General features: G+C 71.7%; 16 protein-coding genes. 5 read left to right on the top strand and 11 right to left on the bottom strand.

Features of this window, described 5'->3' with window-relative positions; all coding sequences use genetic code 11:
• The 4 genes from BR98_RS27375 to BR98_RS27360 are packed head-to-tail and all read right to left on the bottom strand — an operon-like array spanning window position 1 to window position 2,673.
• A complete protein-coding gene (locus tag BR98_RS27375; protein ID WP_035848577.1) occupies window positions 1-270 on the bottom strand; it encodes a type II toxin-antitoxin system RelE family toxin in 270 nt (89 codons plus the stop codon).
• A complete protein-coding gene (locus BR98_RS27370; RefSeq protein WP_035848571.1) occupies window positions 267-539 on the bottom strand; it encodes a type II toxin-antitoxin system Phd/YefM family antitoxin in 273 nt (90 codons plus the stop codon). The genes BR98_RS27375 and BR98_RS27370 overlap by 4 nt, the downstream gene beginning before the upstream one ends.
• Before the next feature lie 39 nt (window positions 540-578).
• Window positions 579-1,502 (bottom strand): DNA-3-methyladenine glycosylase family protein, encoded by a 924-nt coding sequence (locus BR98_RS27365; protein WP_035848564.1) that lies wholly within the window; start codon window positions 1,500-1,502, stop codon window positions 579-581.
• Between the two features lie 28 nt (window positions 1,503-1,530).
• On the bottom strand, window positions 1,531-2,673 hold the full coding sequence (locus tag BR98_RS27360) for a peptidoglycan recognition protein family protein (protein ID WP_035848561.1): 1,143 nt from the start codon (window positions 2,671-2,673) through the stop codon (window positions 1,531-1,533).
• 146 nt (window positions 2,674-2,819) lie between these two features.
• Here BR98_RS27360 and BR98_RS27355 point away from each other — a divergent pair, with 146 nt between their 5' ends.
• Window positions 2,820-3,596, top strand: a complete 777-nt coding sequence (locus BR98_RS27355; RefSeq protein WP_035848553.1) for a TIGR03089 family protein — start codon at window positions 2,820-2,822, stop codon at window positions 3,594-3,596.
• A gap of 152 nt (window positions 3,597-3,748) precedes the next feature.
• Window positions 3,749-5,032, top strand: a complete 1,284-nt coding sequence (locus tag BR98_RS27350) for an LCP family protein (protein WP_051970262.1) — start codon at window positions 3,749-3,751, stop codon at window positions 5,030-5,032.
• Window positions 5,033-5,066: 34 nt separating this feature from the next.
• Here BR98_RS27350 and BR98_RS27345 read toward each other — a convergent pair whose 3' ends face one another.
• The 5 genes from BR98_RS27345 to BR98_RS42650 form a co-directional block, all read right to left on the bottom strand.
• Window positions 5,067-6,092 (bottom strand): glycosyltransferase family 2 protein, encoded by a 1,026-nt coding sequence (locus BR98_RS27345; protein WP_157538232.1) that lies wholly within the window; start codon window positions 6,090-6,092, stop codon window positions 5,067-5,069.
• Window positions 6,093-6,190: 98 nt separating this feature from the next.
• A complete protein-coding gene (locus BR98_RS27340; protein ID WP_035848549.1) occupies window positions 6,191-8,770 on the bottom strand; it encodes an ABC transporter permease in 2,580 nt (859 codons plus the stop codon).
• A 16-nt stretch (window positions 8,771-8,786) separates the two neighbouring features.
• Window positions 8,787-9,575 carry an ABC transporter ATP-binding protein gene (locus BR98_RS27335; RefSeq protein ID WP_051970261.1) on the bottom strand — a complete coding sequence of 263 codons (789 nt, stop codon included), beginning with the start codon at window positions 9,573-9,575 and terminating at the stop codon, window positions 8,787-8,789.
• A 177-nt stretch (window positions 9,576-9,752) separates the two neighbouring features.
• Window positions 9,753-10,313: an NADPH-dependent FMN reductase gene (ssuE, locus tag BR98_RS27330; RefSeq protein ID WP_035848543.1), complete on the bottom strand. Its 561-nt coding sequence runs from the start codon at window positions 10,311-10,313 to the stop codon at window positions 9,753-9,755.
• A 69-nt stretch (window positions 10,314-10,382) separates the two neighbouring features.
• Window positions 10,383-10,472 (bottom strand): putative leader peptide, encoded by a 90-nt coding sequence (locus tag BR98_RS42650; RefSeq protein WP_407639501.1) that lies wholly within the window; start codon window positions 10,470-10,472, stop codon window positions 10,383-10,385.
• A gap of 150 nt (window positions 10,473-10,622) precedes the next feature.
• On the opposite strand from BR98_RS42650, the gene BR98_RS27325 reads away from it, so the two are divergent.
• Window positions 10,623-11,939: an LCP family protein gene (locus BR98_RS27325; protein ID WP_035854069.1), complete on the top strand. Its 1,317-nt coding sequence runs from the start codon at window positions 10,623-10,625 to the stop codon at window positions 11,937-11,939.
• 66 nt (window positions 11,940-12,005) lie between these two features.
• Window positions 12,006-12,467 carry a serine O-acetyltransferase gene (locus tag BR98_RS36690; protein WP_051970260.1) on the top strand — a complete coding sequence of 154 codons (462 nt, stop codon included), beginning with the start codon at window positions 12,006-12,008 and terminating at the stop codon, window positions 12,465-12,467.
• A gap of 11 nt (window positions 12,468-12,478) precedes the next feature.
• Here BR98_RS36690 and BR98_RS27315 read toward each other — a convergent pair whose 3' ends face one another.
• Together BR98_RS27315 and BR98_RS27310 are read right to left on the bottom strand one after the other, a co-directional pair.
• Window positions 12,479-13,150: a DUF4232 domain-containing protein gene (locus BR98_RS27315; RefSeq protein ID WP_157537954.1), complete on the bottom strand. Its 672-nt coding sequence runs from the start codon at window positions 13,148-13,150 to the stop codon at window positions 12,479-12,481.
• 164 nt (window positions 13,151-13,314) lie between these two features.
• Window positions 13,315-14,478 carry an acyl-CoA dehydrogenase gene (locus tag BR98_RS27310; RefSeq protein ID WP_035848538.1) on the bottom strand — a complete coding sequence of 388 codons (1,164 nt, stop codon included), beginning with the start codon at window positions 14,476-14,478 and terminating at the stop codon, window positions 13,315-13,317.
• A gap of 177 nt (window positions 14,479-14,655) precedes the next feature.
• Here BR98_RS27310 and BR98_RS27305 point away from each other — a divergent pair, with 177 nt between their 5' ends.
• A complete protein-coding gene (locus BR98_RS27305) occupies window positions 14,656-16,002 on the top strand; it encodes a UDP-glucose dehydrogenase family protein (RefSeq protein ID WP_035848533.1) in 1,347 nt (448 codons plus the stop codon).
• Window positions 16,003-16,006 lie beyond the last annotated feature (4 nt).

Raw genomic sequence — 16,006 nt, 5'->3', positions numbered from 1 at the left:
TCAGATGCTCCGGTACACGTCCCGGCGGTTCCCGATGTGGACCACCAGGATCACCAGGACCTCGCCGTGCACCTCGTAGATCACTCGGAAGTCGCCCGCCCGGAGCCGGTAGAGGCCTTCGTGGCCGCTGAGCTTCTTCACGTCGAGGCCATCGGCATAAGGGTCCGCGCCCAGCGGGGTCAGTGCGGTGAGGATGCGCAGCGCCGCGACCTGACCGATCGCCCGCAGCTGGCGCTGGGCATGGGTGGTGAAGCGGAAGGCGTACTTCACGCAGCGCCGCCCGAGGCATCCCTGGGGTCGGCGAAGAGGTCCGCGAGCAGTTCGGCCATGCTGACCGTGGGGTCGCCCCGGTGCTCCTCCGCCTCCCGCGCGGCCAGCTCGTCCGCCGCCTCCTCTATGGCGTCCAGGATCGCGATCGGCACCACGGCTCCGACCCGCTCCCCCTTGCGGGTGATCACCGTGATTTCGCCCGCCTCGGCCTTGGTCACCACCTCGGCGAGATGGGCACGGGCCTCACGGATGCTCAGTGCGTCAGCCATGGATTCAGCGTACGCGAGCCGGTGTACACCAGGACAGGCTCAGCGGGAGCGGTGGTCGTTCGGGGTCAGGCGGGGGCCGTAGCGGGGTGGGTGGAGGCCGGTGAGGGCGATCAGGCGGCAGGTGCGGTGGCGGTGGGGGGTGTAGGGGGCGAGCAGGGTGAGCAGGTCGGCGTCGGTGGAGCGGGGGCGGCCGGCCAGGGCCCAGCCGACGAAGTTGGCCAGGTGGAAGTCGCCGACCGAGACGGCGTCGGCGTCGCCGTTGCTGCGTTGCAGGGTCTCGGCGGCCGTCCACTCGCCGATCCCGGGGACGGCGGTGAGGCGGGCGTAGGCGTCCTGGTGCGCCATGCCGGCGGCCTGCTCGAGGCGCGGGGCGAGCCGGACGGCGCGCTGGATGGTGGCCGAGCGCTTGGGGTCGACGCCCGCGCGGTGCCACTCCCAGGACGGGATCAGCGTCCACTCGCGGGCCGAGGGCGGCACCCGCATCCGCAGCTCGGCGGCCGGGCCCGGGGCCGGGGTGCCGAAGTCGCGCAGCAGCAGCCGCCAGGCACGGTAGGCCTCGTCGGAGGTGACCTTCTGCCCCAGGATCGCCGGGACCAGCGACTCCAGCACCAGCCCGGTGCGGCAGAGCCGCAGACCGGGGTTGGCGCGCTGGGCCTCCCGGACCGGACCGGGCGGCAGCACCAGTCCTGACGGATCGTCGGTGGCACCGAGCAGCTCGGGCAGCCGGTCGAGCAGCCAGTCCGCAGCGGGGCCCCAGGCCTGCGCCCGCACCTGGCCGGGCCCGGCCTCGACCCGCAGCGTGCCGATCCCCGCCGGGGTGCGCGATGCCCGCCAGACGGCGCCGTCGCCGGTCACCCGGCAGGCCGGGTCGCCGGGGCCGTGGCGCAGCGGGGCGAGGGTGCGGTGCAGGTCGAGCGGGTGGCCGGGGAGCCAGACCCGCTCGCGCGGTGCGTGGTCGTTCACCGGTCCAGTCTGGACCTCGGCACTGACGCTACCTACGCCCCTGCAGGTGGGCGGCCCGGTCGCGGATGGCGTCGAGCTTGGCGAAGAGTGCGTCGCCCGGGCACTCGGTGTTGAAGGCGTCGCGGTGGCCGGAGATCGCGTCGAAGGTGTGGCTGGTGCCGGCGGGGTAGCGGCTTCCGTCGTTCGTCGAGGTCAGGGTGGTGGTGCCGGTGGCGTCCTGGTCGGTGAGGCCGAGTTTCCAGGCGGCGATCTTGGCGATGCCGTCGAGCTGGGCCTGTGGCGGCGGGTCGGAGACGTAGGTGCCGATCGCGGCCACGCCCGCCGAGTCGGTGTTGAAGCCGAGCGTGTGGGCGCCCAGCACCGACCGGGCGACGCCGCCGGCCCGGCCCTCGTAGATGATGCCGCAGCGGTCGACCAGGAAGTTGTAGCCGAGGTCGCGCCAGCCGTTGGAGCGCACGTGGTACTGGTAGATCGCGCGGATCACCCTGGGGCTGTCGCCGCAGTTGTAGTCGTTGCCGCTGTCGGTGTGGTGGACGAAGACCGCCCGGACGTCCCCGGTGTAGACGAAGCCCGGCTCGCGCAGCGACTCGTCGGCGCCCCAGCCGGAGCGGGTGACGATGCCCGGGCGCGGGGCCGGGTGCTCGGCGGCGGGCAGCACGCGCGGGGCCCGCTCGGCCGGCGGCGCGGCGGCTGCGGCTGCAGCTGACGGCCCGTCACCCGGGTCCACCAGTTCCACCCGCAGCCCGTTCGGCAGCGGCCCGGCACCGCTGACCCGGACCTCGACGCCGTCGCTGGGCCCGACCCAGAGCGGGGCGGTGGCACCGCGGGCGCGCGAGCCGGTGGCCTCGGCGGTGTCGGGGCGGTCCTCGGAGTCGGCGACCAGGTCGTGCCAGCCGCTCCACCGGCCGGCCGCGCGGGTGCGGACCTGGACGGTGCCGGTCAGCCGGGCGCTCGGGTCGTCCCAGCTGACGCCGAGCAGTGAGTAGCCGACGGTGGGGCGCGCGGTGAGGCCGCGGAGCTGACCGCCGGTGACGCGGTCGGCCGCCAGCGGGGTGAGCGCGAGGGTGCTGGTACGCGCTGTCGACACGGGGGCGGCAGTGGAGCCGGGCGCCTGGAGGAGCAGGGTGAGGGCGCAGCCGGCGCCCAGTAAGGAGGCGAGATGAATACGCATAAAACGGATAATCGGCCCAAGTCGCCCGACTCGCCACCCGCCCGACGCCCACGATCTGACGGGTATTCGACAAGGTCACAGCCGTCTTCGCAGGCGCGTTGGCCCCTCCCGCACGGCCCCCGGCAGGCCTTAGGCTGGGCTGCACCATGACTGCGCCCTTCGCTGCCGACGCCCGTACCCCCGCCGAGCTGCTGCGAGCCGCCCTCGGTGAGGATCCCGCCCGACCCCTGGTCACTTTCTATGACGACCGCACGGGGGAGAGAGTCGAACTCTCGGTCAAAACCTTCGACAACTGGGTGGCCAAGACCGCCAATCTGCTGCAGGACGAGCTGAACGCCGGTCCCGAGGACCGTGCGGCACTGCTGCTCCCCGCGCACTGGCAGAGTGCGGTCTGGCTACTGGCCTGCTGGTCGGTGGGCGTCACCGCGGTGCCGGGCGGCGACCCCGCCGAGGCCGCGCTGGTGGTCAGCGGCCCGGACGGGCTGGAAGCCGCCCAGGCCTGTTCCGGCGAACGGGTGGCGCTGGCGCTGCGCCCGCTCGGCGGCCGGTTCCCGCAGCGCCCGGACGGCTTCCTCGACTACGCGGCCGAGGTGCCGGGCCAGGGGGACCGCTTCGCGCCGTACTCCCCGGTGGTCGCGGACTCGCCCGCACTGGAGACCACGGTGGACGGGCTGCCGCTCAAGCTGAGCAGCGAGCAGACCGTGCGACTGGCCCGCGAGGGCGCCGCCCGGCTCGGCCTGGAGCGCGGCTCGCGGGTGCTGAGCACCCTGTCCTACGACGACTGGGCCGGCCTGGAGGCCGGCCTGCTGGCCCCGCTGGTGGCCGGCGGTTCGGTGGTGCTGTGCCGCAACTCCGGCGAGCTGACGGATGATCAGTGGCGCAGCCGGATCGACGCGGAGCGAGTGACCCTGAAGGTCGGCTGAGGCTCCGCCGGAACCCGTGCGGAAGCCTGCGCGGAAGCCTGGGCGGAAGGTTAAATCTCCGCGCAAATGTTCTGATGGTGTAACTGATTAGCCGACCTGTCGTATTCGCACGGTAGGTTCCCCTCTGGAAGTTGCAACCGGGGGGAACCACCATGACGACCAGGCAGCGGCGCGAGCCTGCCCGCAGGAGCGGCACGCGGCGGCGGCTGAAGCCCATTGCGGCGACCCTGGGCCTGACTCTGCTGGCCGGGTGCGCGGCGGGTTACGTCTACCTCAAGCACCTGGACTCGAACATCAAGCACACCCCGCTGCGCGCCGCCGTGGCGCTGCCCCCGCCGCCGCCGGGGCCGACCGACACGGCAGGCCGCAGTGCGATGAACATCCTGGTGATCGGGACGGACAGCCGGGCCGGCCTGGACGGCGCGTACGGCGACCGGGACAACACCGGGATCGGCAACAACGACGTCGACATCGTGCTCCACATAGCCCCCGACCGGCGCTCGGCGGTCGCCGTCAACCTGCCCCGGGACACCCTCGTCGACCTGCCCGAGTGCAAGGACCCGAAGACCGGCGAGGTGTTCCGGGCGACCACTCACCGGCCGCTCAACGAGGCGCTCGGCCGCGGCGGTCCGGGCTGCGTGACCAGCACCGTGGAGTCGGTCACCCAGCTCAAGATCGACCACTACGCGCTGGTCACCTTCCAGGGCGTCAAGGACCTGACCGACGCCGTGGGCGGGGTGCCGGTCAACCTCTGCACCCCGATCCACGACAGGGAGTCGCACCTCGACCTGTCGGCCGGCCCGCACACCCTCGACGGCGAGCAGGGCCTGGCCTTCGTCCGCACCCGGATGGCGGTGCAGGACGGCAGCTCGCTGGGCCGCTTCACCATGCAGCGCGCCTACCTGTCGGCCCTGCTGCGCAAGGTCACCAGCGCCGGGACGCTGCTCGACCCGACCACCGCGTTCCCGGTGGTGGAGGCGGCCACCCGGTCCATCACGGTGGACGACGCGATCGACGGGACCACCAAGCTGGTCGGTCTGGCCAACGAACTCAGCAACATCAAGCCGGGTTCGGTGCAGTTCGTGCAGCCCGAGATGCACTACACCGAGGACGACCCGAGCCCCTCGCTGCGCCAGAAGGCCGCGTTCACCCAGCCGGCGGCGGACCAGCTGTTCCGGCTGGTCCGGGACGGGCAGCCGCTGACCCCGAACACCGAGCCGAGCCCGGCGACGGGCACGGGCACTGACAGGCCGTCAGCGACCACGCCCACGCCGAGCGGGACGCCGTCCGCGAGCGACACCGACACCCCGACCGACGCTCCGGCCGACGCCCTCGGCAGCACCCCCAGCGCCTCGCCCTCCGGCCTCGGAGTCACCGTGCACAACGGCGACGAGGCCGGCTGCGTCAAGGGCTGGACCGGCTCGCTCGAGCAGTGACCAGGACCGGCCAGCAGACCGGCCAGCAGACCGGCTAGCGGACCGGCTCGCGCACCGCGTTCGGCGCCGTGCTGGCGATCACCCTGGCCGCCAGCCTGCGCGGCGAGGTGAGGAAGCCGAAGCCCCAGCTGAAGTGCATGGTGGCCAGCGCGACCGGCAGCTGCAGCCGGGCCTTGGTGGACAGTCCCCGCCCCTCGAGCAGCGAGCCGCCGAGGATGCCGGCCGCGTAGCCGCCGGGCAGGACGAAGAAGACCGGGTGCACGGCGGCCCCCAGCACCAGGCCGAGCAGCACGGCGAGCAGCGCGGCCGGCGGGGCGAGGTAGCGCAGGTTGACCGAGCCGCGGTGGTAGCGGGTCACCACCCGGCGCCAGCGCCCGTAGTCCTTGTACTGCTTGGCCAGTGCCCGGACGCTCGGCCGCGGCCGGTAGGTCACCTTGAGCTGCGGGGTGAACCAGATCAGGCCGCCGTCCTGGCGGATCCGGTAGTTGAGCTCCCAGTCCTGGGCCCGGATGAACTCCTCGTTGTAGCCGCCGAGCTTCTCCAGCACCTCGCGGCGGAAGACTCCGAGGTAGACCGTCTCGGCCGGGCCGGCCAGGCCGCCGGTGTGGAAGGCGGCGTTGCCGACGCCGATCTTGGCGGTCATCGCGGCGGCGACCGCCTTCTCCCACTCGGTCTCGCCCTCGGCGTGCATGATCCCGCCGACGTTGGCCGCGTCCATCTCGCCGAGCAGCCGCACGGCGGTGGCGATGTAGCCCGGCGTGAGCAGGCCGTGGCCGTCCACCCGGACCACTATCGGGTGGCTGGAGGCCCGGATCGCGGCGTTCAGCCCGGCGGGCGTGCGACCGGTGGGGTTCGGCACGGTGCGCACCCGCGGATCCTCGGCCGCCAGCTCGGCGGCGATCGCGTCGGTCCTGTCGGTGGACGGACCCAGCGCGATCACCACCTCCATGGCGCCGGCGTACTCCTGCTCCAGGATGCGCCGCACGGCGGTGCGAAGGTGTCGTTCCTCGTTGAGCACCGGCATGATCACAGAGACCGCCGGCAGCTCCTCAGCAGCCATGGTGTTCATCGCGCCCCACCGTACCGGAAGCTGTTGAACGCCAAGGGCCGGGCGCTCCCCCCCGTGGGAGCGCCCGGCCCTGGTCGGCTGACGGGTGGTCAGCCGGTGGCGATCGCGTCCAGGACGTTCATCCGCGAGGCCCGGAAGGCCGGCAGCAGCGCGGCCAGCAGGCCGACCACTGCGGAGGCGATCAGCACCCCGATGATGGTGCCGGTCGGGATGGTCAGCACGTCGAGGCCGGTGTTGCGCAGCACCCGCTGGGTGGTGACGCCCCAGGCCAGGCCGAGGCCGGTGCCGAGCACGGCGCCGAAGACCGCGATCACCACGGACTCCAGCCGGATCATCCGGCGCAGCTGGCGGCGGGAGATGCCGATCGCCCTCAGCAGGCCGATCTCCCGGGTCCGCTCGACCACGGAGAGCGCCAGCGTGTTGACCACGCCGAGCACCGCGACCAGGATGGCCAACCCGAGCAGGCCGTAGACCAGGTACAGCAGGACGTTGACGTTCTGCTGGAAGAGCTGCTTGAGGCCCTCCTGGTCCTTCACGGTCACCTGCGGGTAGTCGCTGAGCGCGTCCTGCAGGGCCTGGTAGGCCTTGCCCTTGTCGGCTCCCGCGGCCGCCATGCCGTAGAAGGCGCGGTCGACCGGCTGCTGGTCGGCCGGGACCACCCGGGTGACCGTGTCGATGCCGGTGTAGAAGTGGCCGTCGAAGATCTGGCTGCCCTTGGTGGTGATCACCGCGACCGGCAGGGACTGGGTGCGGCCCTTGCCGTAGTCGATGGAGAGCTTGTCGCCGAGCTTCAGGTTGTGGTCCTTGGCGAAGGTCTCGTCGACCGAGATCCCGCCGCCGACGATCGCGTCCTGCGGCGAGCCGGAGGCGACCGGGAAGTGGAAGTCACCGGCGAAGGTCGAGGACTCCGCAGCGACCGCCGACTCGGTGGTCTTGCCGTCCGGCGTGGTGAGGGTGGCCGGCAGGTACTTCTCCTCGGTGATGTGGTCGATCCCCGGGGCGTGCTTGGCCGCGTCCACCATGGCCGGGGTCAGACCGGTCCGGTTGGCGAAGGCCAGGTAGTCGGCACCGACCTGCTTCTCGATCTGCGAGTCGGTCGAGCTGACCATCGAGGAGGTGACCACGCCCGCACCGGTGACCAGGGCCAGGCCGATCATCAGCGCGGCCGCGGTGGCGCCGGTGCGGCGCGGGTTGCGCATCGCGTTGCGCTGGGCGAGCTTGCCGGACGGGCCGAACAGAGCCGGCAGGACGCCGCCGAGCAGCCGGATCAGACCGGTGGCCAGCAGCGGGCCGAGCACCACGAAGCCGACCAGGGTGAGCGGCACGCCCAGGCCCAGCAGCGAGCCGCCGGTACCGGCCTTGCTCGCGGTGCCACCGGCCACCAGCAGCGCGGCCCCACCCAGGGTCAGCACCAGGCCGATGATCACCCGGACCTTGTTGGAAGCGCCCTCGTTCGGGGTGCCGTGGTCGCGCAGCGCGGCCATCGGAGCGACCTTGGAGGCGCGGAAGGCCGGGATCAGCGCGGAGAGCACGGTGATCACGATGCCCACCGTGTAGGAGGCGATCGGCACCGAGGCGGTGAACTCCAGCGAGGAGGAGATGTTCATCCCCACCAGCTTCATCAGCCCGATCAGCAGCTGCGCCAGGCCGAGGCCGGCCAGCATGCCGAGCGTGGAGCCGACCACCGCGAGCAGCAGCGCCTCCAACAGCACCGAGCCGTTGACCTGCCCGCGGCTGCCGCCGAGGGCGCGCAGCAGGCCGATCTCCCGGGTGCGCTGGGCGACCAGCATGGAGAAGGTGTTGATGATCAGGAAGCCGCCGACCAGCAGCGAGACGCCGGCGAACCCGAGCATCACGTACTTCATGAAGTCGAGGAAGGAGCCGATCCCCTTGCTGTCGTCGGCCTGCTGCTCGGCCGCGGTCTTCACCTGGAAGCCGCTGCCGAGCGCGCTGACCGTCTCGCTCTTGAGCTGGTCGTTGGAGACGCTGCCGTCGCCGAAGGCGGAGATCGAGGTGAAGACACCGGTCTCGCCGAGCAGGTCGTGCTGGGCGGTCGGGACGTCCAGGAAGGCCAGCGCCGCACCGGGGTTGGTGCCGGTGAAGGTGGCGATGCCGGAGATGGTGTAGTCGAAGGTGCCGAGCGAGTTGATCACCCGGACCGGGTCGCCGAGGCCGAGCTTGGCCTTCTTGGCGGTGTCGGCGTCGATCATCACCTGCTTGTCGCCGGCCGGGGCCGCGCCTGAGGTGATCGTCATCGGCGAGCGCGGGCCGGGCGTCCAGGAGCCGACGATGGTCGGGGCGCCGCCGGTCGGGCCGACCTGCTTCTTGGTCTTCGGGTTGACCAGCGTGGCGTCGACGACCGAGACCTCGCCCTTGGCGCTCTTCACGCCGGGCTGGGTGGAGACCTGCTGGACCGCCGAGGCCGGGACGGTCAACGGCCTCTGGCCCGGCCCCTGACCCTGGCCCTGGGCGTCCTTCTTGACCGGTGCCTGGGTGACCTGGATGTCGGCGGCGGTGGAGGCGAAGAGCTTGTCGAAGGTGCTGGTCGCGGTGTTGGAGAAGACCAGGGTGCCGGAGACGAAGGCCACCGACAGCACGATGGCGATGAGTGAGAGCACCATCCGGCCCTTGTGGGCCAGGAAGCTCCGTAGTGAGGTTTTGAGCAACATGAGTTCTGACCCCGCCTCAGCTGGTGCGCTTGCCGTCGAAGCGGCGCATGCGCTCGAGGACGGAGTCGGCGGTCGGGGCGTGCATCTCGTCCACGATCACGCCGTCGGCCAGGAAGAGCACCCGGTCCGCGTAGCTCGCGGCCACCGGGTCGTGGGTGACCATGACGATGGTCTGGGACAGCTCGTCCACCGAGCGGCGCAGGAAGGTCAGCACCTCGGAGCCGGAGCGGGAGTCGAGGTTACCGGTGGGCTCGTCGCCGAAGATGATCTCGGGACGGGCGGCCAGCGCCCGGGCCACCGCGACGCGCTGCTGCTGACCGCCGGAGAGCTGGGTCGGCCGGTGCTTGAGCCGGTCGGCCAGGCCGACGGTGGCGACCACCTGGTCCAGCCAGCCCTGGTCCGCCTTGCGGCCGGCTATGTCCATCGGCAGCGTGATGTTCTCCAGCGCGTTCAGCGTCGGGAGCAGGTTGAAGGACTGGAAGATGAAGCCGATCTTGTCGCGGCGCAGCTGGGTCAGCTGCTTGTCCTTCAGACCGGTGATCTCGGTGTCCCCGACCCAGATCCGACCGTCCGTCACGGTGTCCAGACCGGCGAGGCAGTGCATCAGGGTGGACTTGCCGGAGCCCGAGGGCCCCATGATCGCGGTGAATCGGCCGCGCTGGATGTCCACGTCCACCGCGTTCAGCGCCGTGACCCGGGTCTCCCCCTGCCCGTACGCCTTCGTCACCTGCCGCGCCGCCGCGGCGTTGGCGGACGGGCCGCCAGGGTTCTCGGATGTCTGCACGGCTGCGGATGCCGTCGTCACGGTGTGCTCCTTGGTTGGTGTTCCCCCGAGCCCGACCCCAGGACAGACGGAGGCCGAGCCGATGTCACTAACCTAGAGCCTGCTCCTCGACGGCTCGTCATCCGACGGGAGGACCCTGGATGACCAGAGTTGTACGGGTGGCGGACGACCTCCCCCTAGGGGACCAGGACCGAGGTCTCAGGGACGGGCCGCGAGGACCGCTTCGGCGCGCAGTCGCAGCGCCTGGGAGAAGCCGTCCACCATGGGCTGGAGCAGCACGTCCGTCTCCCGTTCGAGCACGGTCAGACCGTCCTCGCGGACCGAGATGTCCCGGTCCAGCACGAACCAGCCCTGGGTGATGTGCGTGGCGCCCATCGAGGCGAGCACCGGGCGAAGCGCGTAGTCCACCGCGAGCACATGCGCGGTGGAGCCGCCGGTGGCCAGCGGCAGCACCGTCTTGCCGGCCAGCGCGTACTGCGGCAGCAGGTCCAGCAGGGTCTTCAACAGGCCCGAGTAGGCGGCCTTGTAGACGGGGGTGCCGATCACCACGCCCTCCGCCTCGGCCACCAGCTCGACGGCCCGGGCTATCGCGGGGTGGCGGGTGTCCGCGTGCAGCAGCGCCTCGGCGGGCAGGTCGCGGACGTCGAGGGTGCGCACCTGGTGGCCCTGCTCGGTGAGCTGGGCGCCGACGTGGCGCAGCAGTCGGGTGGTTCGGGAGGTGGCGGACGGGGAGCCGGAGACGGCGAGGACAGTGGCCATGGGTTCACCTCGGGGCAGGACGGGGCGCGGCGGAGCCGCCGTGGTCGTGGGGGCTGCTGCGGCGCGTGGTCAGCCGCGGGTGAGGGAACGACAGAGCGAGCCGGAGACACGCTGCAGGTCGACGTGCCGTCGACGCGTGAAACTCCACCTCTGATCCATGGCTCTCATGACAACACGCAGTGGTTGAGGGGGTCAAGGATCGTCCCACCCGGTGAACTTTCCCCCGATCCGTCGCGTGCCTGCATCAACTCTGCTACAAGAGCCCAGGTCGGGGGTGCCGACCGGGTCGGATCGGGCATCCTCGTGGACATGAACACGTGGCAGCAGGGCCGCCCGGGCGGCGGTGGTGGCGGTACCTCCCGGCCGAGGGCCGGCGCAGGTCAGGGCGGCGTGGCCGGTGGCGGCGCCGAGCCGCCGTTGCCGGCTTCACTCAACCCGCGCGGCCCGGGGGTACCCCGACCGGCCGGCGCACCCACCGGTCCCTCCGGCGCACCCACCGGTCCTCCCGGCCCTCCCGGCCCTTCCGGCGCACGCACGGGTCCTGCCGGCCCCGCGGGCCCGGCCGGTCCCGGTGGTCCTGGTGGCCCCGGCGGCCCGGGGGGCCAGCGGCCGGCGGCGGCCAAGCGCTGGCCGCGCCGCCGCAAGGTCAAGTACATCTCCTTCGGCCTGCTCGCCGCGCTGATGCTGCCGCTGGCCGTCGGCGTGGGCACCTACCTGTGGGCCGACTCCAAGCTCAACCACCAGGACGTGCTGAGCGGTTACGACGGCCGCCCGGCCGCGGGCAAGGGCACCAACTGGCTGATCGTCGGCTCGGACAGCCGCAACGGTCTCAGCGACGCCCAGAAGCAGGACCTGCACACCGGGTCCGACGAGGGCAAGCGCAGCGACTCGATGATGATCCTGCACATCGGCGACCACGGGAACACGCTGATGAGCATCCCGCGCGACTCCTGGGTGCCGATCCCGGCCCACAAGGACACCGCGGGTACCGGGAAGACCATCCCGGCCACCACCAGCAAGATCAACTCCGCCTTCAACAACGGCGGCGGCCAACTGCTGGCGCAGACCGTGGAGAAGAACACCGGCATCCACATCGACCACTACGCCGAGGTCGGCTTCGCCGGCTTCGTGGGCATCGTGGACGCGGTCGGCGGTGTGCACATGTGCATCGACAAGGACATCCAGGACAAGGACTCCGGCCTCAACCTCAAGGCCGGCTGCCAGACCCTGACCGGCCAGCAGTCGCTGGCCTTCGTCCGCCAGCGCCACCAGATGGCCGACCAGGACCTGGGCCGGATGCGCAACCAGCAGAAGTTCCTCTCCGCGCTGGCCCACCAGGCGGCCTCGCCGGGCACCCTGCTCGACCCGTTCACCGTCTACCCGCTGATCAGCTCCGGGCTGGACACCCTGATCGTGGACAAGGACGCGGGCCTGACCGACCTGGCCGGACTCTTCGAGGCGATGAAGACGGTCAGCGGGGGCAGCGGCAAGAGCATCACCATTCCGATCGCCAACGCCGACTTCCGGACGCCGAGCGGCGAGTCGGCGGTCAAGTGGGACCAGACCAAGGCCAAGCAGGTGTTCGAGGCGATCCAGAACGACACCGCCGTCCCCGAGGTCAAGTAGTCCGCGAGCAGCTCGCGTACCGCGCGTCGGCGGCCCGCCCGGGCCGCCGATCGCCACAATGAGGCCATGTCGCTGGTCTCTTCGCTGATCTACCGCCGGCGCCACCCCGTGTACGGCCGGCTGGTGCGCGAACTCCTCGCCCTGTACGGCGTGGAGGTGCCGGCCGCCGCCGAGATCGGGCCCGGCCTGACGGTCTACCACCGCGGCTTCGGCACCGTGCTGCACCCGTTCACCACCCTCGGCGCCGGGGTCACCCTCTACAACGGAGTGACCATCGGCCGGGCCGACCCGTGGGTGCCGCAGCAGCAGAGCGCGATGGAACGGATCGTGCTGGAGGACGGGGTGGTGGTCTGCGCCGGCGCGAAGGTCCTCTGCAAGCGGGGTGTGCTGACGGTCGGGGCCGGCACGGTGGTCGGCGCCAACGCCGTACTCACCGACTCCACCGGCCCGAACGAGATCTGGGCCGGCGCCCCGGCCCGTCGGATCGGCGTCCGCACGGACCTGGCGCCGGTCCCGCTGCCGCGCTGAGGCAGCAGGCTTCAGGCGAAGACCACGCCCTGGTTGCTGGGCTGCAGCGAGCCGACCGTGAAGCCGGCCGGCGAGACCGGGAGCGGCTGCTGGAGCGGCTTGCCGTCGATGCCGAGCACGGTCGCGGTCAGCTGGGTGGTCTCGTCCGGCGGGGTCACGCTGACGCCGGCCAGCACCTGGCACTTCGGGTCGGCCTTGTCGCAGGAGGCCCACTTCAGACCGGAGAAGGCGGTGGTGCCGGGCTTCAGGCTGACCTCGACCGGCGCGCCCGGGTGCGCGACGCGGTTGGTCGCCACCACCACGGGGCTGTTGTCGGCCAGCAGTCCGCCGTAGCCGAGGTAGCCGTGGACGGTGCAGGTGCGCGAGCCCTTGTTGGTGAGCAGCACCATGGCCGAGCCGGGGTGATCGGGCTGGAGCTGGATGTCCGCCCGCAGCTCGTTGGTGTGGCAGCGGGCCGAGACCGCGCTCGCCGAGGCCCCGCTCACTGAAGACGTGGCCGTCGCGGTCGGCTGGGAGCCGCCGCCGGCCGTGGTGGCGGAGGTGGGCCGGGCGGCACCGGTCGGCCCGGCGCCGGCGGCCGAGCCGGCGGCCGAGCCGGCCGGCGTCTCGTCGTTGCAGGCCACCGCCCCCAGCGCCAGCACCAGCGTCGTCGCGGCGACGGCCGCGCCCTTGCTCACCCTCATGTCTCCCCCAACGGGTCGGTGTCTCGGTCATGGATCATGACGTGCACCGGTGGACCGTCAGTTCGAGGCGGCCTGTCCCGACTCCGTAACGAGCCGGAGCCGCCCGCCGATCAGGCGAGGGGCTCCGGGCCGGCCATCGGGCAGGCAGTGGGTCAGGCAGTAGGTCAGGCGGTCGGCAGGTTGCGCGCCATGACGATCCGCTGCACCTGGTTGGTGCCCTCGTAGATCTGGGTGATCTTCGCGTCGCGCATCATCCGCTCGACCGGGTAGTCGCGGGTGTAGCCGTATCCGCCGAGCAGCTGGACGGCGTCGGTGGTGACCTCCATCGCGACGTCCGAGGCGAAGCACTTGGCCGCGGCGCCGAAGAAGGTCAGGTCGGCGTCGACCCGCTGCGACTTGGCGGCGGCGGCGTAGGTGAGCTGACGGGCCGCCTCCAGCTTCATCGCCATGTCGGCCAGCATGAACTGGACGCCCTGGAAGTCGCCGATCGGCTTGCCGAACTGCTTGCGCTCCTTGACGTAGCCGGCGGCGTAGTCCAGCGCACCCTGGGCGATGCCGAGGGCCTGGGCGGCGATGGTGATCCGGGTGTGGTCCAGGGTCTTCATCGCGGTGGCGAAGCCGGTGCCCTCCTCGCCGATCATGCGGTCGGCGGGGATCCGGACGTTGTCCAGGTAGACCTCGCGGGTCGGCGAGCCCTTGATGCCGAGCTTCTTCTCCGGGGCGCCGAAGGAGACGCCCTCGTCGCCCTTCTCCACCACGAAGGCGGAGATGCCCTTGGAGCGCTTCTCCGGGTCGGTGACGGCCATCACGGTGTAGAACTCCGAGACGCCCGCGTTGGTGATCCAGCGCTTGACGCCGTTGAGCACCCAGAAGTCGCCGTCGCGCACCGCGCGGGTCTTCATGCCGGCCGCGTCCGAGCCGGCGTCCGGCTCGGAGAGGCAGTAGGAGAACATGCCCTCGCCGCGGGCCAGCGCACCCAGGTACTTGGCCTTCAGCTCCTCGGAACCGGAGAGCTGCACCGGAAGCGAGCCGAGCTTGTTGACGGCCGGGATCAGCGAGGAGGAGGCACAGACGCGGGCCACCTCCTCGATCACGATCACGGTGGCCAGCGCGTCCGCGCCGGCGCCGCCGTACTCCTCGGGGACGTGGACGGCGTGCAGCTCGTTCGCCTCGAGGGCGTCGCGCGCCTCCTGCGGGAACCGGCCGTGCTCGTCCACGTCCGCCGCGAACGGCGCGATCTTGGCCTCGGCGAGCGCGCGGACCGTCTCGCGGAGCATCTCGTGCTCCTCCGAGATCTGGAAGAGGTCGAAGTCGGCACTGCTCGCCATGGTGTGCGCCCCTCTGGGAATGACGTTAATTACTGTTAAGTAAGGCCTCATTCTAGGCCTTCACGCCGCTTGGCTAGGACGTGACGTGGACGACATGCGGTCAGCCGATACCATCGGGCCTGCACCTCCTCCCGTTCTCTGCCGGTCTACTCCGGCAGCCCGTAAAGGGGAACCCCTGTGGCCCTGCGCATCTCGGTGATCGGTACCGGCTACCTCGGCGCGACCCACGCGGCCTGCCTGGCAGAACTCGGCTTCGAGGTGCTCGGTCTGGACATCGATCCGGACAAGCTCGCCTCGCTGGCCGCCGGCCGGGTGCCGATGTACGAGCCCGGCCTGTCCGATCTGCTGCGCAAGCACGTGGCCGGGCACGAGGGCTCCACCGGGCGGCTGCGGTTCACCTCCTCCTCGCAGGAGGTCGCCGAGTTCGCCGACGTGCACTTCGTCTGCGTGAACACCCCGCAGCGCAAGGGCGAGTTCGCTGCCGACATGTCCTATGTGGACGCGGCCGTGGACGCGCTGGCCCCGCACCTGACCCGCCCGGCGCTGGTGGTCGGCAAGTCCACCGTCCCGGTCGGCAGCGCGGGCCGGCTGGCCGAGCGGCTGGCCGCGCTGGCCCCCGCCGGCGAGGCGGTCGAGCTGGCCTGGAACCCCGAGTTCCTGCGCGAGGGCTTCGCGGTCGGCGACACCCTGCACCCCGACCGGATCGTGATCGGCGTGCGTGAGGGCGGCCGGGCCGAGGAGCTGCTGCGCGAGGTCTACGCGACCCCGCTGGCCGAGGGCGTCCCGCTGGTGGTCACCGACTACCCGACCGCCGAGCTGGTCAAGGCCGCTGCCAACTCCTTCCTGGCCACCAAGATCTCCTTCATCAACGCGATGGCCGAGGTCTGCGAGAGCTCCGGCGCCGACGTCACGCTGCTGAGCAAGGCGCTCTCCTACGACGACCGGATCGGCGGCCGCTTCCTCAACGCCGGGCTCGGCTTCGGCGGCGGCTGCCTGCCCAAGGACATCCGCGCCTTCATGGCCCGGGCCGGCGAGCTGGGCGCTGACCAAGCGCTCACTTTCCTGCGCGAGGTCGACTCGATCAACATGCGCCGCCGCTCCCGGATGGTGGAACTGGCCCGCGAGCAGTGCGGCGGCGGCTTCCTGGACCGCCGGGTCGCCGTGCTGGGCGCCGCCTTCAAGCCGGACTCGGACGACATCCGGGACTCCCCCGCGCTCAACGTGGCCGCCCAGATCCAGCTGCAGGGCGCCGAGGTCACCGTCTACGACCCGCAGGCGATGGACAACGCCCGCAAGATGTTCCCCTCGCTCTCCTACGCCGCCTCCGCCGCCGAGGCCGCGGTCGGTGCCCACGTGGTGCTGCACCTCACCGAGTGGCAGGAGTTCCGCGCGCTGGACCCGGTGGAGCTCGGCGCGCTGGTCGCCGAGAAGCGCGTGGTGGACGGGCGCAACGTCCTGGACGGCGCGCGCTGGCGGGCAGCCGGCTGGACCTACCGCGCGATGGGCCGCCCCTCCGTCGAGTAGTCGC

Source organism: Kitasatospora azatica KCTC 9699, from assembly GCF_000744785.1.
Taxonomy (GTDB): Bacteria; Actinomycetota; Actinomycetes; order Streptomycetales; family Streptomycetaceae; genus Kitasatospora; species Kitasatospora azatica.
This window is presented reverse-complemented; position numbering and strand designations above follow the sequence as displayed.